The organism is Nonlabens sp. (assembly GCF_047636915.1).
Classification (GTDB): Bacteria; Bacteroidota; Bacteroidia; order Flavobacteriales; family Flavobacteriaceae; genus Nonlabens.
In genome coordinates, this window is sequence record NZ_JBLIGN010000001.1 from 41,520 (window position 1) to 67,509 (window position 25,990).

Here is a 25,990-nt window from a genome sequence, read left to right on the forward strand (position 1 = left end):
GTCGTATGGCACTGTATCTATTCATCAATCAAATTGACCTCCGTATCTATTCTAATTCCATAACGATGGTACACTGCTTTTTGAACATGTTGAGCTACTTCTAATATTTCTTTACCAGTGGCACTGCCATAATTTACTAAAACGAGCGCCTGTTTATCATGGACACCAGCATCACCAAAGCGCTTTCCTTTAAAACCGGATTGATCAATCAACCATCCCGCAGGTATTTTCACATGACCTTCATCCACTTTATAAAAAGGCATGTCTGGGTGTGTTTTTATAAGATTTTCATATTGAGTCCTTTCAATCACGGGATTTTTGAAGAAACTACCGCTATTTCCTATTTTTTTAGGATCTGGCAATTTGCTTTCTCGTATGTGAATAACCGCTTGTGATATTTTTTGAATGGTAAAATCACCTTGTAGTCGATGCAATTCCTCCTTTATCGCTCCATAACTAGTTTTGAATTGATAGTCATTATTTTTATTCAGGTTTTGGAGCTTAAAAGTGACTGAGGTAATAACGTACTTACCTAAAGCTTCATTTTTAAAAATAGAATCTCGATATCCAAATTCACAATCGGCTAGAGAAAGTGTCTTTTCTTCAAGTGTTTTAAGATCGATTACGTCGCAGCTATAAAAAGTGTCTTTAAGTTCTACTCCGTAAGCGCCTATATTTTGAATAGGTGACGTCCCTACGTTTCCTGGTATTAGAGATAGATTTTCTACACCAGCAAGGTTATTGTCCATACAATAAAGAACAAATTCATGCCAGTCCTCCCCAGCCATGACTTGAATCAATACCAGATCACCTTTGGTTTCTGTAATAGTTATTCCCTTTAATAGAACATGAATTACTGGTTTTTCAATATCGTTTAAAAGCAACATATTACTTCCTCCACCTAAGAGAAAAACATCTTGATTATAATAATAGCCCAATGCTTCTTTTAACTGTTGTAACGAGGAAGGTGCTGTATATGCTTTCGCTAAAGCAGCTATACCAAAAGTATTGTGCTCCTTTAAAGAAAAATGATGTTTTATTTCAATCATGCATTATAGGCTTTCAATGCTTCATCTAAAATACGAACGGCCTTTTTAAGGGATTCTTTTTCAAGAACATAAGCAATTCTAATTTGGTTTTTACCTTTTCCAGGTGTGCTGTAAAATCCTGCTGCTGGCGCCACCATGATCGTTTCTCTGTCAAGCTCAAAATTTTCTAACATCCACTGGGCAAAAATGTCAGTGTCGTCTACAGGCAGTTGAGCGACACAATAAAATGCGCCTCCAGGATTTGCGACTTCAACACCTTTTATCTTTTTAAGAGCTGCAATAAGAACGTCGCGACGTTCTATATACTCACTTATTACTTCATCAAAATATTCTTGCGGAGTGTCCAATGCAGCCTCTGCTGCAATTTGGGCAAAAGTAGGCGGACTTAGTCTAGCTTGTGCAAATTTCATAGCGGTGGCAAGGACTTCTTTGTTTTTAGAGATAAGACATCCAATGCGGGCACCACACATGCTGTAGCGCTTGGAAACAGAGTCTATCATTATGGCGTGCTCTTCAAGACCAGCTATATTCATGATAGATAAGTGTTTGCGACCATCGTAAGCAAACTCTCTATACACTTCATCAGATAATAAAAATAAATCGTGCTTCTTTACAAGAGCAGTTAACTGGTCCATCTCATCCTGAGTGTATAAATAACCAGTTGGATTGCCGGGGTTACATATCAGTATGGCTTTTGTTCGATCGGTAATTAGCTTTTCGAATTCGCTAATTGCAGGTAAGGCAAAGTTGTTTTCTATGCTGGTAGAAATAGGTTTTACAGTAACACCACTGGCCGTCGCAAAACCGTTATAATTTGCGTAGAAAGGCTCAGGAATAATCACCTCATCACCATAGTCACAGATACTTCCCATAGCAAAAAGTAGTGCTTCACTGCCACCAGTAGAAACAATGATATCTTCAGAAGTGAGGTTCATATTGATTTTGTTGTAATAGACGGCAAGTTTATCCCTATAAGACTGATTACCCGCACTATGACTATAGGATAGAACCTCCATGTCGGTGTTTTTCACCGCATTTATTGCCTGCTCTGGAGTTTTTATATCTGGTTGACCTATGTTCAATTGATATATATGGATTCCGCGTGCTTTGGCAGCTTCTGCAAAGGGAACTAATTTTCTAACAGGTGAGGAAGGCATTTGAAGCCCTTTTTCAGAAATTTGTGGCATGATAAAATTTTGAAATGCAAAGGTAAGTCTTGATGGAGCATGTGCAAAATACTTTTACAAAACCTTATAGTTGATAGGTATGAAATACTGGACGTTTTGTGAATCGTTGTTGTGCAGTATGTCGTGTCTTAAAGCACAGGAAGGTTTTGTGTCAGATTCTGATGTTGTGGAGGAAAAAATTTCATTTGAACTGCTCTCAAATTTGATCATAGTGCCAGTTAAAGTTACTGACTTAGATCTTAATTTTATTCTGGCCACTGTTGTTACAAAGACAATTATTTTTAGCTTCAAAGGCGTGGATTGATTGCGTATTATAGGAGGTAGATATAGTTAAGTAAATGGTTATGATAAAAAACAATTAATTAAGGTGTAGCATAAGTAAGGTAATGAAATTCAAATAGGTAAGTATATTTAAAATAACACTACTGAAGTGCTTTTTCTCGTAGAGACAGAGATAGACATGCCACCTAAGCTTGATGTTCAAGTTCATTTAGCAGTACGGTAACGGTATGTAGTGTCTAAAGGCCTACTTATCCATACATGCTGAACATATTTTATACGAAGTGCTTGTTGGTTCTTCTATCGATAATGCTAGCATTGAAGTAGGTTATTAAGGCGTATATAAATAAATACGAAAAAAAACAGCGCACAAGGAGTAAATGCAGTGAGCTGTTTTATACGGACCCCTTTGAGAAATTAAAGATCAAATTGAAAAGAGTTGATCAAGGATTTAAGGTTTAAATTATTAATACCCCTTGGGTATGCTACATATAAATTAATAGTTGTTGGGTAAGATTTCACCTTTCAATCGGAGAGGAATCATCTTTTTAGCAATATTTGCATAGACGGTGATGGTTTTTACAATAGGACCTACTTTCTTAGTGTCATACGTTACTTTAATTTCTCCAATTGCCCCTGGAGCGATAGGTGCTTCTGGTTTTGAATGAATGTTACAATTACAGGAAGAATAGATTTTATAGATCTTTAATGGGTAATTTCCTGTGTTTTTAAATGTAAATGTTCTAATGCCATTACTCCCTTTTTCTATTTTACCGTAATCCATGGTGGTAGATTCAAACTCTACTGTCGTAGTAGGATCATTACCAATAGCCTCCTGAGCTTGCGCACCGGTAAAAAAGAGTCCAGTAAACAAGATAATAAGCAGTAAATTTTTCATCATCATTTGTTTAGATTATTAAAAGTAAACTATCGTGCTTAAAATCACTGTTAATGCTGTGTAATTTTTAAGTTAATAGTACTTTTGTATTAGAAATTCAAAAACTAAGCCAAACATGTCCTTATCATCAAAATACGATTCTAAAACTACCGAAGATAAGTGGTACAACTACTGGATGGAGAATGATTTTTTCAGGTCTGTACCAGATGAAAGAGAAAGTTATACGATTGTAATCCCACCACCTAACGTAACCGGAGTGTTACATATGGGTCACATGTTAAACAACACCATACAAGATGTATTAATACGTCGCGCGCGTTTAAAAGGATACAATGCTTGTTGGGTTCCTGGGACCGATCATGCCTCCATAGCAACGGAAGCTAAAGTTGTAGCTAAATTGAAAGATCAAGGCATTGATAAAAACGATCTGACTCGTGAAGAGTTTTTAAAACACGCTTGGGACTGGACAGATGAATACGGAGGTGTTATTCTCGAACAATTGAAGAAATTAGGTGCTAGTTGCGACTGGTCTCGTACTAAGTTTACTCTTGATGAAGACATGTCTGCTTCTGTTATTAAAGTCTTTATTGATCTTTATAATAAAGGATTAATTTATCGCGGTTACCGCATGGTGAATTGGGATCCAGAAGCAAAGACCACACTTAGTGATGAAGAGGTTATTTATGAAGAGCGCAAGGGAATTCTATACCATTTAAAATATCAAATTAAGGGAACTGAAGATTTTATAAGTATCGCAACAACACGTCCAGAAACTATTCTTGGAGACACTGCTATTTGTGTTCATCCTGAAGATAAACGTTATACGGACCTAATAGGTAAAACAGTAGTGGTGCCTATTGTAAATCGGGAAATCCCTGTAATTGCAGATGCTTATGTAGACATGGAATTCGGTACAGGAGCCTTGAAAATCACTCCTGCCCATGATGAGAATGATAAGAAAATAGGAGAGACACATAACCTTGAGGTAATCGATATCTTTAATGAAGATGCTACATTGAATAGCTTCGGATTGCATTATCAAGGTAAAGATCGTTTTGTAGTACGTAAGGAAATCGCTAGGGAACTAGAAGAAAAAGGCAGCTTGGTAAAAAAGGAAGACTACGTGCATAAAGTAGGAACGAGTGAGCGTACAAAAGCAGTTATTGAGCCCAGACTTTCTGACCAGTGGTTTTTGAAAATGGAAGAACTAGCACAACCAGCGATCAAAGCCGTTAAGGAAGATATCGTTGAGTTGTTACCGCCTAAATTTAAGAGCACGTATTTCCATTGGATGGAAAATGTGCGCGACTGGAATATTTCTCGACAATTAATGTGGGGACAGCGCATTCCTGCTTACTACTATGGAGATGGGAAAGATGATTTTGTTGTAGCAAATAGTCTGGAAGAGGCTGTTACGCTTTCGCGAAAGCAAACTAATAACGACAATTTACAATCAAAAGATCTGCGTCAAGAAAGCGATGTTCTAGATACTTGGTTTTCTAGTTGGTTATGGCCGATAAGTGTTTTTAATGGAGTTTTGGAACCAGAAAATGAGGAAATCAATTACTATTATCCTACTCGTGATCTAGTTACTGGGCCGGATATTTTGTTCTTTTGGGTGGCGCGTATGATTGTCGCGGGATTTGAATTGCGTGATGAAAAGCCTTTTGATAAAGTTTATTTAACAGGACTGGTAAGAGATAAGCAAGGTCGTAAAATGTCAAAATCTTTAGGGAATTCTCCAGATGCTTTGAAATTGCTAGAACGATATGGAGCTGATGGAGTACGTGTAGGATTGCTTTTAAGTGCTGCTGCAGGTAATGATATCATGTTTGATGAAGACCTATGTCAGCAAGGTAAAGGCTTTGTAAATAAAATGTGGAATGCCTTTAGACTGACTAAAGGCTGGGAAGTGGATAAGTCGCTAGAACAACCTCAACATTCTGCTCAAGGAATAGCTTGGTATAGAAGTCGTTTTAATCAAGTACTTGCAGAAATTGAAGATCACTATAGTAAATATAGGATAAGCGATGTGCTGATGACATCTTATAAACTGATCTATGACGATTTTTGTGGATGGTTGCTAGAAATCATCAAGCCTGAATATCAGCATCCCATAGATGCTCAAACACTAGCGGAGGTTATGGAGCTTTTTGAAGATAACCTAAGGTTGATGCATCCATTCACCCCTTTTATCACGGAAGAAATATGGCAAACAATCGCAAATCGCAGAGTAAAAGAAGCATTATGCATCAATACATGGCCAGAATGTGGCGCTGTAGATGAAGAGCTGTTATCAGATTTTGTATTGGTGCAAGAGGTGATTTCTGGAATAAGGACGGTGCGAAAAGACAAGCAAATAGCTTTTAAAAACCAGATCGAACTAAAAACAATTAATAATGAAAATTTGGATACCAGCTATAATCCGTTGATTCAAAAAATGGGGAATGTTTCTAGTGTTGAAGTTATTCTGGATCAAATGGCAGGAGCAGCTAGTTATCGGGTAAGATCTAATGAATACTTTATACCTTTAGAAGGAAATGTAGACGTAGCGGCAGAATTGGTTAAACTAGATGCAGAGCTTAAAAGAGCTAAAGGTTTTCTAATAGGTGTGCAGAAGAAATTAAGTAATGAACGTTTTGTAAGTAGTGCTCCAGAAACAGTAGTAGCTATTGAAAAGAAAAAAGAAGCTGATGCAATTGCAAAAATTGTTACAATCGAGGCAAGTGTAAAGGCACTAAAATAAATTAGAAGCAATTATGGAAGAACTCTTAAAGTAAGGTCGCTATTTTAATTGTTATCCTTTGGTTGGTAAGACTCATTTTTCCGGAGAGTGTACCATAAAATCTAAGTATTGGGTTGAATTTAAAATTAAGTATAGCTAAAAAAGAATAAATTATGAATCCATTTGTAACTATTGTAGTTGTCTTAGGCGCTGCTGTTCTATGTTTGGCAGCTCTAGCTATATATATTCTCACAAAAAAAGATTGAGATATTAACTAACTCGTTCCGAATTTACCAAGGCCTAGGGTATAATTTCTCAATTATAGATATGTATTTCCGTTTTGCTTCAGATTTAGTGATGGACTGTACTTGAATAAGGGCATTCATCTTAAAAGCATTTCTTAAATCATTTGATTCAAAGCTGCTATTGCTCACATAGGGTTCGTCTATAGCACGTTTGTAGCAGGCATATAAATGAAGCTGCAAGTCTGGTGCAACCAAAGATTGTTCTTCGGAGGACGCTTTTGCAAAAGCATTCTTAAAATCAATATCAAGTTCTTTTTCTGTCATCTAGAAAGTGGCAAGTACGGTTTCCCCTCCTTTTACCTTTTCATTCAGTGTTACACAAACATTAGTGTCGACGGGAAGATAAACGTCTACACGGCTTCCAAATTTAATAAAACCGCTGTCATTTCCTTGCATAATTACTTCACTTTCTTTAGCGTAGTTCATAATACGCCTTGCAAGTGCACCGGCAATCTGTCGATACATTACTTGTTTTTCATTTTTATGATTGATCACAACAGTTGTACGTTCGTTTTCTTCACTAGACTTTGGATGCCATGCAACTAGGTATTTACCTGGATGATATTTACTGTAAGTAATCTTACCAGAAATGGGATATCTAGTAACATGCACATTGATAGGAGACATAAAGACAGAAATCATTAATCGTTCTCCGTTAAAATACTCAGTATCTGTAACCTTTTCAATGACCACCACTTTCCCATCAACAGGAGAAACAATGGAAGAGTCACTTTGATTTGTAATTCTCTTAGGGTTTCTAAAGAACTGTAAAATAATGAACAAAAGCCCTATGCTAATTATAGATAAACTGATTTGTAGCCATTCTGGTATCAAGACCAACCAGATAGCGCTCATCAATACAACAGTGAGTATAAATGCAATTAAAATGGATTGTTTTCCTTCTTTATGAAACATAATTGATAATTAAAAAAGTTACGTAGGCAAATGGAGCAGCAAAAATAATACTGTCCATGCGATCAAAAATACCACCATGACCTGGCATGATACTGCCGCTGTCCTTAACTTCTGCTTGTCGTTTTATTTTACTTTGAATTAAATCTCCTATCGTACCAAAAAAAGCAACAACAAATGCTACAATCATCCATTCCCACACACTATAGTTAATGATGTCTATGGATTCCAGATAATAGAAAAGGCCTGCCCCAACGGCAATTGACATTACTAATCCTCCCGCAAAACCTTCAATAGTTTTTTTGGGCGAGATGCGCTTCATCAATTTATGCTTTCCAAAATTTTTCCCAAAAATATAAGCAAAACTGTCATTGGTCCATATAATCGCAAAGATACCAATAAGTAGTTCTGGTTGATAGTTGGGTGTAACGAGGTCCATCTGTAAGAAAACATCTGGGATGAGGGCTAAGAATAGACTGCTGCCTATAAGGTATAACAAGGCTATGATGTGTTTTTTAGTATTGAATAATGCGATGCGGTTAGCAAGCACTAAGTCTCTTATCAAATAGACGTTCACTAATAAAGTGGCAATTAACAATACATATATAAACTCCACTGATACACTTTTCCAAACTATAAAATAGTAAGCAATAGGTAAGATGGGATAGATAAGCCATTGCTTTAATCTTATCATGGGCATTAACTCAAGAAGACAAATAAAAGCAAATACACAAAATAAAACTATAAAAACATCTCTTGAAAAAAGTGCGCTTAATACTACTAGAGATACATAAACAATTCCAGATATGGAACGAGTTATTAATTCTCTCATTTAAAGATCTTCAAGTAGTAATAGATAAAGTCTTTTATGAGGAGCTCCGTAATGCATAAGATCTTTTTCTTGTTTAGCAGTTGCTTCTTTAAAATTCTTAAGAGTCGTTATATTAGTAGGAATATGTCCTTTACTTTGATGTTTAATACCTCTTAATCCTTCACCTATAGATTCCACTATTTGACTAGTGCTCGCCAAAATGACATATGTTTCAGGTAATTCTGAAGGTTTAGTTTCCTTAACTTGTCTAGAGGAGAAAAGTAAAGCTCCGTTATTTGCAATGATAAATTCGCATGTCGATAAGAAGAAATCTGCCTTTAAATTAGACGAAGTATAGTTTAAGTTAAAATCATCAAAACGTTTGGAAAGTCCTTCGTCATAACACAATATATCTTTTTCAAAATAATCGTGTTCTACCAGAATATCTTCAAAATGCTGTTGAATTTCCTTTTCATCAATTGCATATAAAAATCTTCCACCTTGATGCTGAAAATTATGAATAAACTCCTCGTCAAGGGGCGGCTTTTCATCAGGCATATATTTAGATCGTTCGTTCCCTGTACCTGCAATTAGGTCAGTATCAGATGATTTCTTAAAGAAATTTTTAAATATGCTCATTGCCTTTTAACAGCATTTTATTAGGGTGTTTGTAAAGATAGTTACTTATATCATTGTTGGCAAGTTATTCTTCTTCATCAGTAGGTTTAGAGCCGTTTAAAATAGGTCTAGTGGATGATTTTAAAGAAACAGCTTCTTCCTTAACGAAAGTCCTTTTTCCGAAAATTCTTTCTAGATCGTCCTTGAAAATCACTTCTTTTTCTAAAAGAATATCAGCTAACTGTGTAAGCTTATCTTTATTTTCAGAAAGGATCTTTATCGCACGATGATATTGTTCTTCAATAATTTTAGAAATTTCCTCATCTATAATTACCGCAGTCTTCTCGCTATAAGGTTTTGTCATGGAATATTCTTGCTGGCCGCTAGAGTCGTAGTAAGTTATGTTTCCCACTTTTTCATTCAGCCCATATATGGTTACCATAGCACGTGCTTGTTTAGTCACCTTTTCAAGATCGCTTAAGGCACCAGTAGAAATTTTATTGAAAATAACCTTTTCTGCCGCACGACCACCCATAGTAGCGCACATTTCATCCAGCATTTGTTCTGGACGTACAATTTGTCTTTCTTCTGGTAAATACCAGGCCGCGCCTAACGACTGGCCTCTAGGTACGATGGTCACCTTGATTAAAGGTGCAGCGTGTTCCGTCATCCAGCTCACCGTAGCGTGTCCCGCCTCATGGTAAGCAATTGTTTTCTTTTCTGAAGGTGTGATCAATTTATTTTTCTTCTCTAAGCCACCTACAATGCGATCCACTGCATCTAAAAAGTCTTGTTTACCAACAGCTTTTTTTCCATTTCTCGCTGCAATAAGCGCAGCTTCATTACAAACATTAGCGATATCGGCTCCAGAAAATCCAGGAGTTTGTTTTGCAAGAAAGGCTGTGTCTAACTCATTCTCCATCTTTTTAAGAGGTCTTAAATGTACCTCAAAGATCTCTTCACGTTCTCTAACATCTGGCAGATCCACATATATTTGTCTATCAAATCGTCCCGCACGCATCAATGCTTTATCAAGTATATCTGCACGGTTTGTTGCCGCTAAAACGATGACGTTTGTATTCGTCCCAAATCCGTCCATTTCTGTAAGAAGCTGGTTCAATGTGTTTTCTCTCTCATCGTTAGAACCAGACATATTTGATTTTCCACGGGCACGTCCTATAGCATCAATTTCATCAATGAATATGATTGCAGGAGATTTTTCTTTAGCTTGTTTGAATAAATCACGTACACGGCTCGCACCTACTCCTACAAACATTTCAACAAAATCTGAACCACTTAATGAAAAGAAAGGCACTTTTGCTTCACCAGCAACTGCTTTTGCAAGTAGGGTTTTACCCGTTCCTGGGGAGCCTACTAGTAAAGCACCTTTTGGAATTTTCCCTCCTAATGAAGTGTATTTTTCAGGATTTTTAAGGAAGTCTACAATTTCTTGTACTTCTTCTTTTGCTCCTTCTAGTCCAGCCACATCCTTGAATGTTGTTTTTACATCTGTCTTTTCGTCAAATAATTTTGCTTTTGATTTTCCAATATTGAAAATTTGACCGCCACCTCCGCCAGCGCCGCCTCCACTCATGCGTTTCATTAAAAACAACCAGATACCTATAATGAGAACAAACGGCAGTATGGAAAGCAGTAAGTCCATAAATCCTTCATCCTGTCTGTCAAACACCAGTTTAGTTTGAGGACTATTGCTAGTTATAGCAGTTTTTAATTGTTCTTCAAAAGCTTTTGGGTCTCCAAATTCTACGGTATAGTTGGGGAGCTTGACACCACCAAAAGAGGGTGTTTTTCTGCTAGCTTTGTGTTTTTCAATGCTCAGTGCATCTTTAGTCATATAAACTTGTGCAACTCCTCTGTTGCTTACTACAACGATACTGTCCACTTCTTTATCTTCTACCGCTTCAAAGAAGGCTAGATAATTGAGCTTTTTAGTCTGATTTAAGGAGTTATTTAATAGATAATAACCTACAAATAATAGCGCTAGGGGAGCTACAACCCACCAAATATTAAATTTAGGTTTTCCTTGTCCAGGCATTAAGTTTGGACGTTTTTTGTTTTGATTTTTATTTGAATTTTCTGACATTGTGCGTGTGTGATCTTATTAATAAGTACTTTCTATGACGGTAGATTTTGCATCACCCCATAGCTCTTCTAGGTCGTAATATTCTCTAATTTGTTTCTGGAAAACATGAACAACTACATTAACGTAATCCATAAGTACCCATTCTCCTTGACCTGTTCCTTCTATATGCCATGCGTTTTCTCTGAGTTCTTTACTTACCTTTCTTTGAACTGCATTGACAATTGCGTTTACTTGAGTATTTGAAGAACCATTACATATAATAAAATAACTAGTGACGGTGTTTTCTAGTTCTCTTAGGTCGAGTATAGTGATGTTATTTCCCTTTACGTCTTCTATTCCAGCGACGATTTGCGTAATAAGTGAGTCGGTAGAAACTTTTTCTTTAGTCATTAAATCATTTTTGTTTTACAAATTTATTCTTTTTTAAGTCGATGTTTATTAAATTACCCACAAACTCGTGAATAAATTTATATTTTGAACATAGTCAAATTACATGCCACTACATCTACAAATGATGAGTTGAAATTTCGCTTTCGCGAAAGCGCACTACCTCACCTCACAACGATCTATTCTATGGAGCAAACGCAAGGTAAAGGTCAGCAGGGGGCAAGCTGGGCTTCAGAAAAAGGTAAAAACTTGACATTTAGTGTTTTAATACGTGATATACAATTGGAAATGACTCCTTTTCAAATTAATAAGGTGGTTTCCGTTTCTATAGTCGAGTGGTTGAAAGAGGAATTACAAATACAAGCCAAAATCAAATGGCCTAACGACATCCTGTCAGTCCAACACAAACTTGCCGGTATATTAATAGAAAACAGCTTTTCTGGAAGTGTTTTTTCCCATTCTGTCGTGGGAATAGGACTTAATGTAAATCAAGAAATTTTTGAAGGATTACCCAAGGCCATTTCTTTAAAAAATATTACAGGAAAGGATTTTAATCTTGAGGAATTGTTATGTAGCTTTTTAAAAGTTCTTAAAAACAATTTGTGCGACCCGTTGAGAGTCGCGCAGTATTATAATAAACACCTTTTTAAGTACAATCAACTCACTTGGTTTACCTCTTTACATAACGACTTTGAAGCAGTTGTAAAAGGGACGGATAAAGAGGGGAAACTTTTACTTCAGGTACAAAATGAATTACTCGCTTTTTCTCTTAAAGAATTGAAATGGAAGTATTAGATCAGTTCTAAGCCTTTTATAAGTTGGTCTAAAAATTTATTGATGGGGCCTTTTATCATCATCGCCATCATTGCATTAAATTCACCTTTAAATATTAATTGAGCTTCTGATCCATCTTCTTTTTCACTGATATTACAAGTTAGATCAAAAGAAAGTTTATCGCTAGTAGAGCTTAATATTACCTGAGAGTTTGGAGTTTTATCCTTAAGCTCTAATGCAATTTCTGGCATTCCTTTAAGACCAAAAAGAAACTTGTTTTCCCCTTTAAGTTCAAACTTAGTGTCTTCCGGCATCAATGTTCTGAAATTTTCTACTTGAGTAAGAAAATTGTAGAGGTCTTCGGGATTTTTTTTTGTTTTGGCTATTGGACTTTCTAGATTCATGTTAATTAATTATACGTTCCAGGTGCTAGGATCTTTTCTCCAGCTTTTTAATAATTCTATTTCTTCTACCTTAAAGTGTCCGGATTGTCTTGCCTGTTCTATAAGGTGGTCATAATCACTTAATGTTGTTAATTCGAGATCATGTGTTTTGAAATTCTCTATTGCAAAACTAAAGCCATAAGAGAACAAAGCAAGCATTCCTTTGACCTCTGCTCCAGATTCTTTGAGTGCATCTACTGCATTGAGGCTGCTTTTACCTGTACTGATTAGATCTTCAATGACCACGACAGTTTGTCCTTCTTCTAGATGTCCTTCTATCTGATTTTGACGTCCGTGTTTTTTTGCTTCGGGTCTTACATAGATAAAAGGTAGGCTCAAATAGTCTGCAACTAGCATCCCTATTCCTATAGCTCCAGTGGCAACTCCAGCGATGACATCTGGCTTGCCATAAAGCGCTTCTATTTGAACTGCGAGCTGTTCTTTTAAGAAATTCCTAATCACTGGATGCGAGAGTGTTACTCTGTTGTCGCAGTAAATAGGAGATTTCCATCCACTTGCCCATGTAAAAGGTTCTTGTGGTTGTAATTTAATTGCTTTAATTTGCAGTAATAACTCAGCAGTTTTTATTGCTATATTCTTATCTCTAACCATGTGGCAAATGTATAAAGTTTTTGTGAAAGAGGTGGCCATAATCGTTACCTCTGATAAAAGCTCTTTTAAAGATCACCATATCTTTAATATTAAAAAGGTAAACTTTGAAGAACTTGTAAAACAAATTGAAAATAAAGAAATCACTGACGTGGTTTTATATTCAAAAAATGAATCTAAGCTTTTAAAAAGACTTCATAAATTGTTGCCTATAGTCATTGCTGCAGGTGGACTGGTATTGAATCAAGATAACGACTTTTTATTTATACACCGCAATGGAAAATGGGATTTGCCCAAAGGAAAAGCTGAAGACGGCGAGACCATAGAGCAAACTTCTATACGGGAGGTGGAGGAAGAAACAGGTGTCAGAAATCTTCAAATCAACAATTACTTAGGGCATACTTACCATACCTTTTCTAGAAAAGGAAAGCTTAAATTAAAATTGACACACTGGTTCATCATGGAAACAGACTTTAATAAAAAGTTAAAGCCACAGAAGAAAGAAGGGATTGACAAAGCGGTATGGTTCAACAAAAAGGAGGCGATCCTTGCGCTAAAGGAATCTTACGCTAACATAAGAGAGCTTTTTCCAGAAGATATGTTAGTGGATGATCGGAGGTAAGCCCGAATAATGACATAATTAAGACCCATTAATTTCTATGAAAACTATAGTATTAAGGAATCCAAAATCTCTAGCTAAGTTTACATTTTATGAAAGGCGTAGTTTTTTTGATACATCGCTGTAGAATTAAAAGGACAGACCATAAGTTTTAAAATCCTTAGCATTAAATTGAAATGCCGCATGGCCTAGACCTTCTATAAACTGATTTCGTAAATCCCTTAGAGGCATTCCATTTATCAGATTTGCTGCAGAATGTTGCAGGTTTTAATTAAAGATTAGTTTACTATCAAATTTTTTTCCTTCTGGACTGATATCGCTTGAGTAGATTTTTTTAATTCAGGTTTCAAAAATATTTTTAAAAGCCTTCCTTTTATACATTGCGACTGTGCTCTATTTTGCAGCTCGTAACTATTTATGGTCAGAAATGAAAATGGTGCTTACATTTTGTAAACCTTCACGTTTTTGTTATTTGCATAGAATGCGTTCCTTTCGGGTTGTAAAAATTTCAAATAACGACCTTGATGGTTTCCTTTGCCTATAAGTCACCTCTATAAAATTTTTTGTAATCCATCTATTGATGCTCTGATGGAGAACTTCATCTCCATTTGTGTTAGAGTTAAAATTAGGAACAGAGAAATGGGAACTGTTTCCATCACAAGTTATTTATGTTTTCAACACCTCATGTGAAATAGGACCTGCAACATCTCTGGCTTGTTTTTTTTTGATTTATATACTTTTAAATCATTGTAAGTTATCAACGCTCAACTAAGACTGTTTTTTTATTACTTGTTCCATTTGTAAATAGGGTATGTTAAATGTGCCTTCTCATAATTAGGACTGCGTTTATGAATCCATTCTAACTGCTGGTAGTTGCTCTCTCTGAAATTCTTATTTGACATTTTGATAGAATCAAACTCCCTTTTTAAGGCCTCATTTTTAGTTAGAAATTCCTTAGCTGTAGATTCAAATACATAGCTAGAAAACCCTTCTTTTTGTTGTAGAATGCTGTCAAAATAGTTCCACTTAAAAAAAGAATCTTGACCAGCTGGCTCCAGTGTTTCCATTATATATTTGATACCAGGTTGATGAGTTGGGATCATAATATCGCTTTTGCGAAAGCGCAACTCTTCCACTTTTTCTTCTACTTCAATAGCATGATGAGGATAATGACCTTCATACGCATTGGTAGACGTTTGATAGCTTGCAATGCGATATTTAGTTACCGCAAGTGTGGTGTCTTTCGTTAGAAATTCCATCTGAATATGATTGTGACGCAGCAACTCTATTATTTTCCACTGACTTTGAGGAAGGATGTAATAATCGGGTATTAAAACACTATCAGTAGCTTTGAAATAATTTTGAAAAACAGTTTTTTTACTAAAGGGTTGATGGCGATCATAAGTCATCAAATCATTTCCCGTCAGCTCGTTTTTATGAATTACGGCTTTATAACCGAGAAAGTTCAACGTGTCTGCTTTTGAATAATCCAACTCATAATTAAGCGCATATTGACTAGCATTTCTAAAGGCTTTAAAAGAATCGGTTCTTGCTTGTTTAATTTCTAATCGGCTTTCAGAACCTATTATGATTATTTCTTCCATAATAGCTTTGGTGCCTAGTACACGATCTTTATAAGGTTTCAACATGTGTGTTTCTACCATCATTCCAAGTGTATTCCATAAACTGGTATATCCAGTGGAGTATCTTGGATAATCCATAAATTGAGAAAACCCTTTCTCTGGAGAAGAATTGTAAACATTTACATATGGTGTTATAGGGAGGTCTCTTTTTGCCAGTCTCGCTTCCAGTTCAGGTTGTAATTTAGTGTGGAGATAATTTCCTGCTGCGCTACCTAATTTGTTGTGTTGGGTGAATAAATGGGTAATTGTGTATTGATAGTCTGCTCCATTGCTTACATGATTGTCGATAAAAATATCTGGATTTATTTTGTGATAGATGCTATAAAATGCTAGGGCATTGCGAGAGTCTGCTTTTATAAAATCTCGATTCAAATCATAATTGCGCGCATTACCTCTAAATCCATAAGATTCTGGACCATTTTGATTGGTTCGAGTAGACGTATTTCGATTTAAAGAACCTCCTACGTTATAGACGGCAATTGCGCTGAAGATTAAATTATCTGGCGCGTTTACTTTTCCCGTCGCAAGATCTCTCAGGAGCATCATGGTAGCGTCTATACCGTCACTTTCTCCGGGATGAATTCCATTATTAATTAAGATTTTGATTTTATCTTCATTGGTACTTTCCCAGTTGATCCTGTCCTTTGAAAAACTAATTAAATGTAAAGGTTTGCCGCTGTCAGTGAGTCCTATTTTTTCAATTTCTATATGGGGAAAATCAGCAGCGAGTTCTTCATAGAATCCAATGATCTCTTCATAGGTGGCCGTTTGATTACCATTGCCATTTTCAAAAGGGGTAGGGTATTTTATAGCTTCTGTAGAGGTGGCTTCTTTTGTATGTTCTTCACAAGAAAAGAATAGGAATGCCGTAAGTATAAGTATTAGGGGAAACTTCATTTTATGTTTTTATGATATAGAATCGAATTTAATGTCTGTTGGCCCAACTTTTTTCACGGGTTGCTTTTATACAAACTCAAGGAGCCTAGATCTTCACCGTATCGGGAACTAAACTAGTATAATCACCATTATTTCTAATCACATCTCTAACAATAGAGGAAGATATGTAGCTTTTTCCTGAACTGGTGAGTAAAAAAACAGTTTCAATCTCAGAGAGTTTCCTATTCGTATGTGCAATTGCTTTTTCAAATTCAAAATCGGCCGGATTGCGCAAGCCTCTCAAAATAAATGCAGCGTCTTGTTCTTTGCAAAAATCAATCGTAAGCCCAGAATAGGTCATGACCTTGATTTTTGAATTTTTACCAAAGGCTTCTTCTATAAAATGTTTGCGATCCTCTAGGGAGAACATATATTTTTTATCGGCATTAATACCTATGGCGATTATAATTTGGTCAAAAAGACCTAAGCCTCTTTCTATTATGTCATAGTGCCCTAGCGTAATAGGGTCAAAACTTCCGGGGAAAACGGCTCTTTTCATGTGATATGATATTTAATGGTGTTTTCTATAATTTCAGTAAGTACTTTTTTCAAAATTAAACCTGATGCAGTTATTTGCTGCGGTACAATACTTTCTTTACTCATACCAGGGTTCGTATTTATCTCTATAAAATGAGGAATGCCTTTGTGAAAAATAAAATCAGCTCTTGCGAGGCCTTTTAATTTAAGGACTTGATAAATACGCCTAGTCGTTTGTTGAACAGCTTTGGTGTTTTCGTCCTTAATTCTTGCAGGAGTTATTTCTTTAGATTTACCTTGATATTTTGCTTCGTAATCAAAGAAGTCATTTTCACTCACAATTTCAGTAGGCAATAGGACTTCTATTTTATCACCGATTTGATAAGCACCTACAGAAACCTCGACGCCATCGAGAAAAGATTCGATTATAATTTCATCATCTACTTCAAAGGCAGTTTCTAGGGCAGCATTTATTTCTTCTACCTTATACACTTTGGAAACTCCAAAACTGCTGCCACTGCGGTTTGCCTTCACAAAACAAGGTAGCCCGATGTTTCTGGCTATTATTTCTTCATCGATAGTATCCCCTTGATTGATATACATGTGATTACCAGTAGTGATGTTCCAAGGTTTTAAAACAGCAATACAGTCTCTTTTATTAAAGGTAAGAGCACTTTGATAAGAATCACAAGACGTTTGTGGGATATTCAATAGTTCCAGCAGGGCTTGTAGTTTACCGTCCTCTCCTGGAGTTCCATGAATGGTGTTGTAACAGCAATCAAAGGTGATTTTTTTAGCATCTATGGATAGACTAAAATCATTTTTGTCTATGTCATAGCGAGTGCCAGCATCGTTCTTATAGTACCATCCATCTATTAAAATAGCAACTGGATAGATTTTATACAAATTAGAATCTAGGTTTTGGGCAATGACAGCCCCACTTTTCAGTGAGATTTCCCATTCGTGGGAATAGCCACCCATTAATACGGCGATGTTTTTCATTGGTTCGATTTTCGAGCAAGTTTCAAGAACAAAGTTAAAAAAGTTGTCGCTCTAAGAACGTATTCTATCCTTATCTTTGTAGTTATTATAAACGGTCTGTGATATCTATATCAATTATCAGTCTAATACACTTACTAATTTGTTTTTAACGCTTCCCTATTCGAATAAAAATGAAAGCTTTTGCTGAGGCTTGTGTTTTTATTTTCTATTTTACCGGTACAGGCTATATTTCAAATTATTTTAGATTTATTTTATATAATAATTACTAGTATATCTTTTGGAGACTCTAAATTTAATCTATCCCTATGAATTTCATCAGATTCATTTTTACTAAAACTTTTTGGATTCAAGTAGTTATCGCTGCCTTAGTTACCGTATTGCTGTGTTTTGCCTATTTATTCTGGTTGGACTGGTATACCAATCACGACCAAAAAATACAAGTTCCTCAATTAGAAAAGCTTTCTCTTATTCAAGTGAACAAGCAGCTGAAAGAATTGGACTTACGTTGTAAGATTATCGACAGCGCGAGTTTTAATCCCTCTTATAAGCCCAAAACAGTTATTGAACAGGATCCAATAGCTGGTAAATTTGTAAAAGAAAACAGGCAGATTTACATCAAATTAAATGCATCTGGTTATGGAAAGGTAACGGTACCTAATTTAATTTACAAAACGAGAAGACTGGCTATTCCTACATTAGAAGCATTAGGTTTTAAGATAGGACAGATTACTTACCAACCTAATATTGCCGAAAATACTGTTTTAGAAATGCGATACAAAGGGAACATATTAGAGTCAGGAACGCAACTGAGTAAAACGGCTACCATTGATTTAGTATTGGCAGATGGTAACAACCCTTCGGCAGTTACAGAGGAAATTATGGAAACAAATGATAATGAATAACGAAGTGGAACACGACGATTTAGAAGAAGAACAAAAACACGAGCACCATCATTTTGTTGCCAGTAGCGGTCAGGATCCACTACGGGTAGATAAATATTTGATGAATTTTATCGAGAATGCAACACGTTCTAAGATACAGCAGGGTATTAAAGAAGGTGCAGTGACCGTAAATGGAGCGCTCGTAAAATCTAATTATAAGGTAAAACCTTTAGATGACATTAGGGTTTCATTTGATCATCCACCACATGAGTCATTGCTCGTGGCTGAGGATATACCCTTGGATATTGTTTATGAAGATGACCATTTAGTAGTAGTTAATAAACCGCCGGGTATGGTCGTGCATCCTGGGCATGGAAATTATTCGGGTACGTTAATCAATGCGCTGATTCATCATTTTGAAAACCTTCCCAATAACTCTAGTAATAGACCTGGGCTTGTTCATAGGATTGATAAAGATACCAGTGGTTTGCTAGTGGTTGCAAAAACAGAAGAGTCAATGGCATATTTATCAGCTCAATTTGCTGCCAAAACCAGTGAGCGGGAGTATATCGCTATAGTTTGGGGCAATTTTAATGAGTCCAAAGGTACTGTTGAGGGGAATATAGGACGTCATCCTAAAAACCGTTTGCAAAATACCGTTTGGTTAGGTGATGACGCTGATAAAGGAAAAGTTGCCGTTACACATTACTCTGTTGAGGAAGATTTCGGATACGTAACTGTTATAAATTGCCGTTTGGAAACGGGTCGCACACACCAGATTCGGGTGCACATGAAGTTTATAGGCCACACGCTTTTCAATGATGAGCGTTATGGAGGCGATAGAATTCTCAAGGGAACTAACTTTACTAAATACAAGCAATTTGTAGACAACTGCTTTAAAGTTTTACCACGGCAGGCTTTGCATGCACGAACTTTAGGTTTTAAACATCCACATACAAAAGAATGGATGAGTTTTACCAGTGATGTGCCTCAGGATATGGTAGAATGTATAGATAAATGGCGCACTTATGCGACCAATTCTAAAGACATGTAGTAGGGTTTGGTTTATCTGTAGCTTCTTGCCTTTATGTTAAAAGCTATGTTTATCCTGTGGTGTAGCTCAGGGCGAAAGCAAGATATTCACTATTATTTTTCAAGTTGAACGTCACTATTCTTATGAGTTGGAATCTCTAGATGGTATTTGAAGTTGGAACTAAGTGGAGAAAACAGATAAATGGGAACGCTACAATCCCTAATGCTAAAAAGAATAAAAGACAAGACGCTTTCACTTTGATAAATTTGAACTCCTAGGACAAAATATTTTTAAACTGCTGACTGTTATGAGCTCCTATTTGTCTCGACAGCATATAAGCAAAGTTGCGAGCAAAGCGCGCAACTAGCATGTCATTTGTTATAAAAATAGCCGTAATGGTGACTTCTGTAGGAGAACAAACTGGGTTTATTCCATTAAGTTTTGAGTATATAAATAGAACTTAACTAGATTTTGAGAGCTATATGGTTTCTTAGAAGCTATTTTTACTGTTCAAAATAGAGTTTATGAAAATCTTACTTTCTCCAGCAAAATCCTTGGATTACAAAACAAAGTTGCCCACTTCAAGAGGTACACAGCCCATATATGCAGAGGATGCTGCTAAAATTAACGCAAAATTGGAGCAATTGAGTAAGAAAGAAGTAGGCGCATTGATGCACATTTCAGATCAACTAGCCGAGTTGAATTTTCAGCGTTACAAGAATTTTCAAGAAAATTTCACCAATGTAAATGCGCGTCCTGCGATTTATGCTTTTGCAGGAGATGTGTACACGGGCTTTGACGCTTATAACCTAAATACAGAGCTTTTAGACCATGCTCAGGACACTATTCGGATTCTGTCTGGAATGTACGGTTATTTAAGGCCTTTAGACTTATTACAGCCTTACCGACTGGAAATGGGAACCTCTTTACCCATTGATAATCATAAGAATCTCTATGAATACTGGAAAAATAAGATCACTTCAAGTTTAAACCAAGAAATCACAAAAGAGGAATTGCTCGTTAACCTCGCTAGCAACGAATATTTCAAAGCTATTGATAAGAAAAACCAAGAGGGAAAATTAATTACTCCTGTTTTCAAGGATTATAAAAATGGCCATTTGAAAGTGATTTCTTTTTATGCCAAAAAAGCTCGTGGAACCATGGCGAGATTTCTGGTACAGAATAAAATTGATTCTCTTGAAGGGATTCAGGGTTTTGACATAGATAATTATAAATTTTCGGTACAGGAGACTACTAATCAAAATGAGCCTGTTTTTATAAGATAAATTGCATAGATGTTACTTTTCTGGAGCTTTTAGATTTTTTTTTAATCAACACACAATTTTCAATTCCCGCCGCAGCTAAGAGTTTAACTTTTAAAGCACAGAAAGCAGGAAGAAATACTAAAAAGCTATTTGCTTTGAGTGGTACAACAAATAACCTCTATCTTTCGTACATGGAAGAAGAAAACACGCACTTTTCTATAAAAGACTGGTCACTGAGCGACAGGCCCAGAGAAAAACTCTTGCACAAAGGCAGTTCTTCACTTTCTGAAGCAGAATTGATAGCCATTCTCATAGGTAGCGGCACTCGCAAGATGAGTGCTGTAGAGTTGAGTCGCATTATTATTAAGGATGCACAAAACTCGCTTGTTGTTTTGGGAAAGAAAAGTCTTAAAGATTTAATGACATACAAAGGTATAGGCGAGGCCAAAGCAATAACTATAGCGGCAGCGATGGAATTAGGTAAACGCCGTGCGATGGAAATGCCCATAGAACTGCCTAAAATAAAATCTAGTGAAGATGCTTTTAAAATTATGCAGCCTGTCATAGGAGAATTACCCCACGAGGAGTTTTGGGTGATGCTGCTAGATAATAGTCATAAAGTATTGGAAAAGAGAAATATAAGTATAGGAGGTATAACAGGAACGCTTGTAGATGCTAGAGTTGTGTTTAAAAAAGCGATAGAAGCTGGAGCGGTGGCTATGGTGCTAGCTCATAATCACCCTAGTGGCAATTTAAAGCCTAGCATACAGGACAAGGCATTAACTTTAAAACTAATGGAGGCAGGAAAGTTGTTAGATATTAAAGTTCTTGATCATTTGATTATCACGCAGCAAGGTTTTTATAGCTTTGCAGATCAAGGATTGCTATAATGATATTAATTTACTGCTCTAATATTACCACCAGAAAAGAATACATCTTCAAGCATATCTTCAAACGTTTGATGATTCAAGAATTTAAATTCACTACAGATGTAAGCGAGTTCGTGAGTCATTCAGGAGTTAAATTTAGTTACGGTTCAAAACCATTAGGGGAGGAATTTTTTATCTGGTCCAAAGGCCTTCTAGATGAAAATGGTATTGACGATCACGAAATCGAATTTCATAAGTGGGAAGAGCTCCCCGTTTTTTTTAAGGCTCCTGAACGCAGCGATATTCCTTTTGATATTTTTTCTGCCTCATTTTATTTAATAACTAGATATGAAGAATACCTCCCGCAGGTTAAAGATGATTTAGGCCGGTATAATCCCAAGGAAAGTATAGCTGTTCGAGGTGATTTTATTTTATTGCCGCTCGCAGACCTTTGGGTAAGAAAATTATTGGAACGTTTAAACAGAAAATTTAATACAGTTCTTAAAAGGAAGCAACATCTAAGGACAACTGTGGCTATTGAAGTAACTTCATTCTTTAAATATAAGGGTAGAGGTATTATAGATAACGCCGTTATGTTCTATGTTCATATAAAGCAAATGAAATTTCGATATTTATTAAGACAGATTTTTGTTCTCTTTGGTATTAAATTAGATCCTTTTCATAATTACGAGCAATTGATTGATTTTATAAGAAACAGGTGGAAACACGGCAGGAAATTATCAACCACTAGTGATAATATGATTTTTTTCTTTCATTTAGGAAATTATAATCGAGTAGATAACGGTATCAGTTATAGGTCTAGAAAGTATCGCGAGGCCATTAAACAAATAGGGGATTACACGGACATAGGTTTGCGGTATTCATTTTATTGTGATGATAAAGAAGTTAAGACTCAAGGAAAAAGGTATGAGCAAATCGCTAACAGGTCGTTACAAAAAACCATGGCAGCCTATTCTAAGATAGCGACACCTGGTCATTATAAAAGATTGGTGGACCTAGGAAGCTTAGAAGACTATAGTATGGGCTATGAGACCATGCCGGGTTTTAGAGCCAGTACCAGTCATCCATTTTATTTTTACGACTTAGATTATGAAGTGCAAACGCCATTACTTATACATCCTTATGCACTTCATTACAAAAGCATCTCTGGAAACATGCTTAACGGACAAAAACAAGTAGTCCAACAACTAAAAAGAAGAGTAGAAGAGGTGTCGGGTCATTTTATTGTGATGTATGATTATGCGCAATTCGAGCAAGGTTTAAAAAGTCATGCGACTACTATTTTAACATTTATATATGACAAAGAAGTTTAAAAATATAGAGCACATTTTCTTTGATCTAGATCACACATTATGGGATTTTGATCTGAACAGCAAACTGGCCTATCAACAGATATTTAAGGAGCATGGGGTTACCTTAAATCTAGAAAAATTCATTCGCGTCTACGAGCCTTTGAATTTACAATTCTGGCGCATGTTTAGAGAGAATAAAATATCTAAAGAAAATTTACAATACCAAAGGCTTAAAACGGCTTTTGATGCCTGTAACTATAGCGTTGATGATGATCAAATTCATCTTTTTGCGGATTTATACATTGCGTACTTGCCTAATAACAACCATCTGTTTGATGGTTGCATTGAATTGCTTGATAAACTTCAAGAAAAATACCGGTTGCATTTAATTACAAATGGTTTTAATGGGGTACAACAAAGCAAAGTAGAGAATGCAGGCTTATCAAAATATTTTGACGTCGTTCTTACTGCGGAAACGGCAGGTATTAAAAAACCAGATGCTGCTATTTTTCATCAAGCGTTAGAAATGGCTGGAGCATCAGTGTCTAATAGCCTGATGATAGGAGATAGTTATGAAGCTGATATAAAAGGAGCGCAAGATATAGGTCTAGCGACCATATGGTTTCACATTACTGATCAAGAAATTCCAGAGAATGAAGTAGTTGTTCATCAACTTAAAGATATCTATCCTTTATTATCGTAATCGTAATGATCTTTCCAACGCTTTTGTAAAAATTCCTTTTGCGCGTTTTCTCTTGGATTATTTCCTGGTTTATATAAGATCGTTTTACTTATTTCAGTCGGTAAAAAATCATAGTGTGCAAAATTTCCTGGATGGTCATGGGCATATTTATATTCCTCTCCATAACCCAATTCTTTCATTAGTTTAGTAGGAGCATTGCGCAAACCTAAAGGCACAGAAAGGTCACCAGTTTCCTTAACAAGACGTTGCGCATTTCCTATGGCCATATAACTGGCATTACTTTTTAAGGAAGTGGCTAGATAAACAGCACATTGACTTAAAATAATGCGCGATTCGGGATAGCCTATGGTAGTTACTGCTTGGAAAGTGTTGTTTGCCATTATAAGTGCTGTAGGATTTGCATTTCCTATATCTTCAGAAGAAAGGATCAACATTCTACGCGCGATAAATTTGACATCTTCACCGCCTTCAATCATGCGAGCAAGCCAGTAAACTGCCGCATTTGGATCACTGCCTCTAATGGATTTAATAAAAGCACTGATGATATCGTAGTGTTGTTCTCCAGTTTTGTCATAACGCGCTGGATTTGCCTGAACCTGTGACAGCACCATTTTATTAGTAATTGATATTTTTTCAGTGGTTTGGGAGTTTACCACCAGTTCAAATACATTCAATAGTTTTCGAGCATCTCCACCGCTTATTCTTATCAATGCTTCTGTTTCGGCTACTTCAATATTTTTCTTAGATAATAGCTCATCGATCTGAATGGCTCTAGATAATAAGTTTTCTAAGTCCGCTTTCGCGAAAGCTTCTAAAACATAAACCTGACACCGAGATAGAAGTGCCGGGATAACTTCAAAACTTGGGTTCTCTGTAGTGGCTCCAATCAGGGTTACCCATCCTTTTTCAACAGCTCCCAAAAGGGAATCTTGTTGTGATTTACTAAAACGGTGTATCTCATCTATGAATAGAATGGGGTTTCTAGCGGTAAACAAGCCTCCTGAGTTCTTTGCTTTGTCAATCACCTCACGTATGTCCTTTACACCACTATTAATAGCGCTAAGCGCATAAAAAGGCCGTTTACTTTCTTGAGCAATGATATGTGCGAGGGTGGTTTTACCAGTTCCTGGAGGACCCCAAAGAATTAACGATGGTGCAGTACCATTAAGAATGTGCTGTCTCAAAGTGCCTTTGTCACCTACTAGGTGCTGCTGGCTTAAGTATTGATCAAGATTGTTAGGACGTATACGTTCTGCTAGTGGTATGTGTTGCATGATGTAAAAATAAATATTCTATTCTTTAGGTACAATATAAGCGCAGTTAGATTTGCGCATTATGTCATGACAGGTTTTCGGTTCTGTACAATGGCTCTTTAATTGATACCTTTACACTGATGAAAGATTCCGAATACTTTAAACTGGACTTAATAACTATCTTACCTGCAATAGTGTTTGTATTCGTAATGTGGCTGGTCTATTGGTTAGAAGTTAAGTTTTACTTTAGATTTACCGATAACGGTATACGTCCAGACCGGCTTTCTGGGTTACAAGGTGTCGTATTTGCACCATTTATTCATTCTGGTGTAAAGCACTTATGGAGCAATACCCTCCCGTGTCTTATCTTGATTACAACACTTACTTATTTTTATAGACACGTTAGCTTTTATGTGTTGCTTATGGGAATACTAATTACGGGTGTATTGACTTGGTTTCTAGGCAGACCTTCTTATCACATAGGAGCAAGTGGAGTGGTTTATATGCTTGCAGCTTTTCTTTTTTTCAAAGGTATCTTAACCAGACATTATAAATTGCTGTCATTGAGCTTCCTAGTTGCTTTCTTTTATGGTAGTTTGGTATGGTATGTATTGCCTATTAAAGAAGGTGTTTCTTGGGAAGGTCATTTAAGCGGTGCCATCGCTGGAATAATTCTAGCCATTACAACGCGCAATAAGCTGCCAGAGAAAAGAAAATATGTATGGGAACTCGATCAGTATAAGGAAGATGACGATCCCTTCATGCGACAGTTTGATGAGAATGGTAATTTTATAGAGTTACCGGAGGAAGAGGAGTGAGCGGTGGATTTAAAAGATCAATATGTTATTTTATGCAGGCGTAGGAGTCATCAGATACCTATTAATAAATAGTAACA

General features: G+C 36.3%; 25 protein-coding genes. 10 read left to right on the plus strand and 15 right to left on the minus strand.

All coding sequences use genetic code 11. The annotated features are described in order from the left end of the window. Nucleotides 1-17: 17 nt before the first annotated feature. The 3 genes from murB to ACJAT0_RS00210 form a co-directional block, all read right to left on the minus strand. Nucleotides 18-1,046 (minus strand): UDP-N-acetylmuramate dehydrogenase, encoded by a 1,029-nt coding sequence (gene murB, locus ACJAT0_RS00200; RefSeq protein ID WP_415180066.1) that lies wholly within the window; start codon nt 1,044-1,046, stop codon nt 18-20. Continuing rightward, complete coding sequence (locus tag ACJAT0_RS00205; protein ID WP_415180022.1) at nt 1,046-2,236, minus strand: pyridoxal phosphate-dependent aminotransferase; 1,191 nt, start codon at nt 2,234-2,236, stop codon at nt 1,046-1,048. The genes murB and ACJAT0_RS00205 overlap by 1 nt, the downstream gene beginning before the upstream one ends. A 775-nt stretch (nt 2,237-3,011) precedes the next feature. Further along, nucleotides 3,012-3,413 (minus strand): DUF1573 domain-containing protein, encoded by a 402-nt coding sequence (locus ACJAT0_RS00210; protein ID WP_415180023.1) that lies wholly within the window; start codon nt 3,411-3,413, stop codon nt 3,012-3,014. Between the two features lie 115 nt (nt 3,414-3,528). On the opposite strand from ACJAT0_RS00210, the gene ACJAT0_RS00215 reads away from it, so the two are divergent. After that, on the plus strand, nt 3,529-6,159 hold the full coding sequence (locus ACJAT0_RS00215) for a valine--tRNA ligase (protein WP_415180024.1): 2,631 nt from the start codon (nt 3,529-3,531) through the stop codon (nt 6,157-6,159). A 269-nt stretch (nt 6,160-6,428) separates the two neighbouring features. Here the strand turns inward: ACJAT0_RS00215 and ACJAT0_RS00220 are convergent, their stop codons facing one another. From ACJAT0_RS00220 to rsfS, 6 genes are all read right to left on the minus strand, one after another. Continuing rightward, the gene (locus tag ACJAT0_RS00220; protein WP_374004308.1) at nt 6,429-6,707 is read right to left on the minus strand and encodes an acyl-CoA-binding protein; all 279 of its coding nucleotides are present in this window, start codon (nt 6,705-6,707) and stop codon (nt 6,429-6,431) included. Next, nucleotides 6,708-7,358: a phosphatidylserine decarboxylase family protein gene (locus ACJAT0_RS00225; RefSeq protein ID WP_415180025.1), complete on the minus strand. Its 651-nt coding sequence runs from the start codon at nt 7,356-7,358 to the stop codon at nt 6,708-6,710. Beyond that, nucleotides 7,348-8,187: a phosphatidate cytidylyltransferase gene (locus ACJAT0_RS00230; protein ID WP_374004310.1), complete on the minus strand. Its 840-nt coding sequence runs from the start codon at nt 8,185-8,187 to the stop codon at nt 7,348-7,350. The genes ACJAT0_RS00225 and ACJAT0_RS00230 overlap by 11 nt, the downstream gene beginning before the upstream one ends. Then, on the minus strand, nt 8,188-8,805 hold the full coding sequence (locus tag ACJAT0_RS00235; RefSeq protein ID WP_374004312.1) for an LUD domain-containing protein: 618 nt from the start codon (nt 8,803-8,805) through the stop codon (nt 8,188-8,190). It abuts the gene before it with no gap. 64 nt (nt 8,806-8,869) lie between these two features. Then, nucleotides 8,870-10,888 carry an ATP-dependent zinc metalloprotease FtsH gene (gene ftsH / locus ACJAT0_RS00240; protein ID WP_415180026.1) on the minus strand — a complete coding sequence of 673 codons (2,019 nt, stop codon included), beginning with the start codon at nt 10,886-10,888 and terminating at the stop codon, nt 8,870-8,872. A gap of 18 nt (nt 10,889-10,906) precedes the next feature. Then, nucleotides 10,907-11,278 (minus strand): ribosome silencing factor, encoded by a 372-nt coding sequence (gene rsfS, locus ACJAT0_RS00245; RefSeq protein WP_374004314.1) that lies wholly within the window; start codon nt 11,276-11,278, stop codon nt 10,907-10,909. An 84-nt stretch (nt 11,279-11,362) separates the two neighbouring features. On the opposite strand from rsfS, the gene ACJAT0_RS00250 reads away from it, so the two are divergent. Continuing rightward, nucleotides 11,363-12,070 carry a biotin--[acetyl-CoA-carboxylase] ligase gene (locus tag ACJAT0_RS00250; protein ID WP_415180027.1) on the plus strand — a complete coding sequence of 236 codons (708 nt, stop codon included), beginning with the start codon at nt 11,363-11,365 and terminating at the stop codon, nt 12,068-12,070. On the opposite strand, the gene ACJAT0_RS00255 is transcribed toward ACJAT0_RS00250, so the two are convergent. Beyond that, nucleotides 12,067-12,453 (minus strand): SRPBCC family protein, encoded by a 387-nt coding sequence (locus ACJAT0_RS00255; RefSeq protein WP_374004316.1) that lies wholly within the window; start codon nt 12,451-12,453, stop codon nt 12,067-12,069. The genes ACJAT0_RS00250 and ACJAT0_RS00255 overlap by 4 nt on opposite strands. 9 nt (nt 12,454-12,462) lie before the next feature. Continuing rightward, the gene (gene pyrE / locus ACJAT0_RS00260) at nt 12,463-13,104 is read right to left on the minus strand and encodes an orotate phosphoribosyltransferase (protein ID WP_415180028.1); all 642 of its coding nucleotides are present in this window, start codon (nt 13,102-13,104) and stop codon (nt 12,463-12,465) included. 7 nt (nt 13,105-13,111) lie between these two features. Here pyrE and ACJAT0_RS00265 point away from each other — a divergent pair, with 7 nt between their 5' ends. Continuing rightward, nucleotides 13,112-13,723 carry an NUDIX hydrolase gene (locus ACJAT0_RS00265; protein WP_374004318.1) on the plus strand — a complete coding sequence of 204 codons (612 nt, stop codon included), beginning with the start codon at nt 13,112-13,114 and terminating at the stop codon, nt 13,721-13,723. Nucleotides 13,724-14,505: 782 nt separating this feature from the next. Here ACJAT0_RS00265 and ACJAT0_RS00270 read toward each other — a convergent pair. From ACJAT0_RS00270 to ACJAT0_RS00280, 3 genes are all read right to left on the minus strand, one after another. Beyond that, complete coding sequence (locus ACJAT0_RS00270) at nt 14,506-16,260, minus strand: M14 family metallopeptidase (RefSeq protein WP_415180029.1); 1,755 nt, start codon at nt 16,258-16,260, stop codon at nt 14,506-14,508. Between the two features lie 85 nt (nt 16,261-16,345). Next, nucleotides 16,346-16,798: a pantetheine-phosphate adenylyltransferase gene (gene coaD / locus ACJAT0_RS00275; protein WP_374004320.1), complete on the minus strand. Its 453-nt coding sequence runs from the start codon at nt 16,796-16,798 to the stop codon at nt 16,346-16,348. Beyond that, nucleotides 16,795-17,778, minus strand: a complete 984-nt coding sequence (locus ACJAT0_RS00280; protein WP_415180030.1) for a D-alanine--D-alanine ligase — start codon at nt 17,776-17,778, stop codon at nt 16,795-16,797. Before ACJAT0_RS00280 ends, coaD begins: the two co-directional genes overlap by 4 nt. 305 nt (nt 17,779-18,083) lie before the next feature. Here ACJAT0_RS00280 and ACJAT0_RS00285 point away from each other — a divergent pair, with 305 nt between their 5' ends. The 6 genes from ACJAT0_RS00285 to ACJAT0_RS00310 all read left to right on the plus strand — a co-directional run bounded on the left by ACJAT0_RS00285 (nt 18,084) and on the right by ACJAT0_RS00310 (nt 23,842). Further along, nucleotides 18,084-18,680 carry a PASTA domain-containing protein gene (locus ACJAT0_RS00285; RefSeq protein WP_415180031.1) on the plus strand — a complete coding sequence of 199 codons (597 nt, stop codon included), beginning with the start codon at nt 18,084-18,086 and terminating at the stop codon, nt 18,678-18,680. After that, entirely contained in the window at nt 18,673-19,713 is a 1,041-nt protein-coding gene (locus tag ACJAT0_RS00290; RefSeq protein ID WP_415180032.1) for an RluA family pseudouridine synthase, read from the plus strand. Before ACJAT0_RS00285 ends, ACJAT0_RS00290 begins: the two co-directional genes overlap by 8 nt. Nucleotides 19,714-20,216: 503 nt before the next feature. Continuing rightward, the gene (gene yaaA, locus ACJAT0_RS00295; protein WP_415180033.1) at nt 20,217-20,978 is read left to right on the plus strand and encodes a peroxide stress protein YaaA; all 762 of its coding nucleotides are present in this window, start codon (nt 20,217-20,219) and stop codon (nt 20,976-20,978) included. Nucleotides 20,979-21,148: 170 nt separating this feature from the next. Further along, on the plus strand, nt 21,149-21,847 hold the full coding sequence (gene radC, locus ACJAT0_RS00300) for a RadC family protein (RefSeq protein ID WP_374004325.1): 699 nt from the start codon (nt 21,149-21,151) through the stop codon (nt 21,845-21,847). A gap of 71 nt (nt 21,848-21,918) precedes the next feature. Beyond that, nucleotides 21,919-23,160 carry a DUF7033 domain-containing protein gene (locus ACJAT0_RS00305; protein WP_415180034.1) on the plus strand — a complete coding sequence of 414 codons (1,242 nt, stop codon included), beginning with the start codon at nt 21,919-21,921 and terminating at the stop codon, nt 23,158-23,160. Further along, entirely contained in the window at nt 23,144-23,842 is a 699-nt protein-coding gene (locus ACJAT0_RS00310; RefSeq protein ID WP_415180035.1) for a YjjG family noncanonical pyrimidine nucleotidase, read from the plus strand. Before ACJAT0_RS00305 ends, ACJAT0_RS00310 begins: the two co-directional genes overlap by 17 nt. Here the strand turns inward: ACJAT0_RS00310 and ACJAT0_RS00315 are convergent. After that, nucleotides 23,824-25,116 (minus strand): replication-associated recombination protein A, encoded by a 1,293-nt coding sequence (locus ACJAT0_RS00315; protein ID WP_415180036.1) that lies wholly within the window; start codon nt 25,114-25,116, stop codon nt 23,824-23,826. The two genes, ACJAT0_RS00310 and ACJAT0_RS00315, sit on opposite strands and share 19 nt — an antisense overlap. Nucleotides 25,117-25,235: 119 nt before the next feature. Here ACJAT0_RS00315 and ACJAT0_RS00320 point away from each other — a divergent pair, with 119 nt between their 5' ends. Further along, nucleotides 25,236-25,913: a rhomboid family intramembrane serine protease gene (locus tag ACJAT0_RS00320; RefSeq protein ID WP_415180037.1), complete on the plus strand. Its 678-nt coding sequence runs from the start codon at nt 25,236-25,238 to the stop codon at nt 25,911-25,913. Nucleotides 25,914-25,990 lie beyond the last annotated feature (77 nt).

Coding starts and splice junctions, on each gene's coding strand:
- ACJAT0_RS00310 (WP_415180035.1), top strand. CDS start 23,144: ATGACAAAGAAGTTTAAAAATATAGAGCACATTTTCTTTGATCTAGAT.
- ACJAT0_RS00280 (WP_415180030.1), bottom strand. CDS start 17,778: ATGAAAAACATCGCCGTATTAATGGGTGGCTATTCCCACGAATGGGAA.
- ACJAT0_RS00315 (WP_415180036.1), bottom strand. CDS start 25,116: ATGCAACACATACCACTAGCAGAACGTATACGTCCTAACAATCTTGAT.
- ACJAT0_RS00290 (WP_415180032.1), top strand. CDS start 18,673: ATGAATAACGAAGTGGAACACGACGATTTAGAAGAAGAACAAAAACAC.
- yaaA (WP_415180033.1), top strand. CDS start 20,217: ATGAAAATCTTACTTTCTCCAGCAAAATCCTTGGATTACAAAACAAAG.
- ACJAT0_RS00215 (WP_415180024.1), top strand. CDS start 3,529: ATGTCCTTATCATCAAAATACGATTCTAAAACTACCGAAGATAAGTGG.
- ACJAT0_RS00225 (WP_415180025.1), bottom strand. CDS start 7,358: ATGTTTCATAAAGAAGGAAAACAATCCATTTTAATTGCATTTATACTC.
- ACJAT0_RS00285 (WP_415180031.1), top strand. CDS start 18,084: ATGAATTTCATCAGATTCATTTTTACTAAAACTTTTTGGATTCAAGTA.
- ftsH (WP_415180026.1), bottom strand. CDS start 10,888: ATGTCAGAAAATTCAAATAAAAATCAAAACAAAAAACGTCCAAACTTA.
- radC (WP_374004325.1), top strand. CDS start 21,149: ATGGAAGAAGAAAACACGCACTTTTCTATAAAAGACTGGTCACTGAGC.
- ACJAT0_RS00210 (WP_415180023.1), bottom strand. CDS start 3,413: ATGAAAAATTTACTGCTTATTATCTTGTTTACTGGACTCTTTTTTACC.
- pyrE (WP_415180028.1), bottom strand. CDS start 13,104: ATGGTTAGAGATAAGAATATAGCAATAAAAACTGCTGAGTTATTACTG.
- ACJAT0_RS00255 (WP_374004316.1), bottom strand. CDS start 12,453: ATGAATCTAGAAAGTCCAATAGCCAAAACAAAAAAAAATCCCGAAGAC.
- ACJAT0_RS00265 (WP_374004318.1), top strand. CDS start 13,112: ATGTATAAAGTTTTTGTGAAAGAGGTGGCCATAATCGTTACCTCTGAT.
- ACJAT0_RS00270 (WP_415180029.1), bottom strand. CDS start 16,260: ATGAAGTTTCCCCTAATACTTATACTTACGGCATTCCTATTCTTTTCT.
- ACJAT0_RS00235 (WP_374004312.1), bottom strand. CDS start 8,805: ATGAGCATATTTAAAAATTTCTTTAAGAAATCATCTGATACTGACCTA.
- ACJAT0_RS00320 (WP_415180037.1), top strand. CDS start 25,236: ATGAAAGATTCCGAATACTTTAAACTGGACTTAATAACTATCTTACCT.
- rsfS (WP_374004314.1), bottom strand. CDS start 11,278: ATGACTAAAGAAAAAGTTTCTACCGACTCACTTATTACGCAAATCGTC.
- ACJAT0_RS00205 (WP_415180022.1), bottom strand. CDS start 2,236: ATGCCACAAATTTCTGAAAAAGGGCTTCAAATGCCTTCCTCACCTGTT.
- ACJAT0_RS00230 (WP_374004310.1), bottom strand. CDS start 8,187: ATGAGAGAATTAATAACTCGTTCCATATCTGGAATTGTTTATGTATCT.
- coaD (WP_374004320.1), bottom strand. CDS start 16,798: ATGAAAAGAGCCGTTTTCCCCGGAAGTTTTGACCCTATTACGCTAGGG.
- ACJAT0_RS00305 (WP_415180034.1), top strand. CDS start 21,919: ATGATTCAAGAATTTAAATTCACTACAGATGTAAGCGAGTTCGTGAGT.
- ACJAT0_RS00220 (WP_374004308.1), bottom strand. CDS start 6,707: ATGACAGAAAAAGAACTTGATATTGATTTTAAGAATGCTTTTGCAAAA.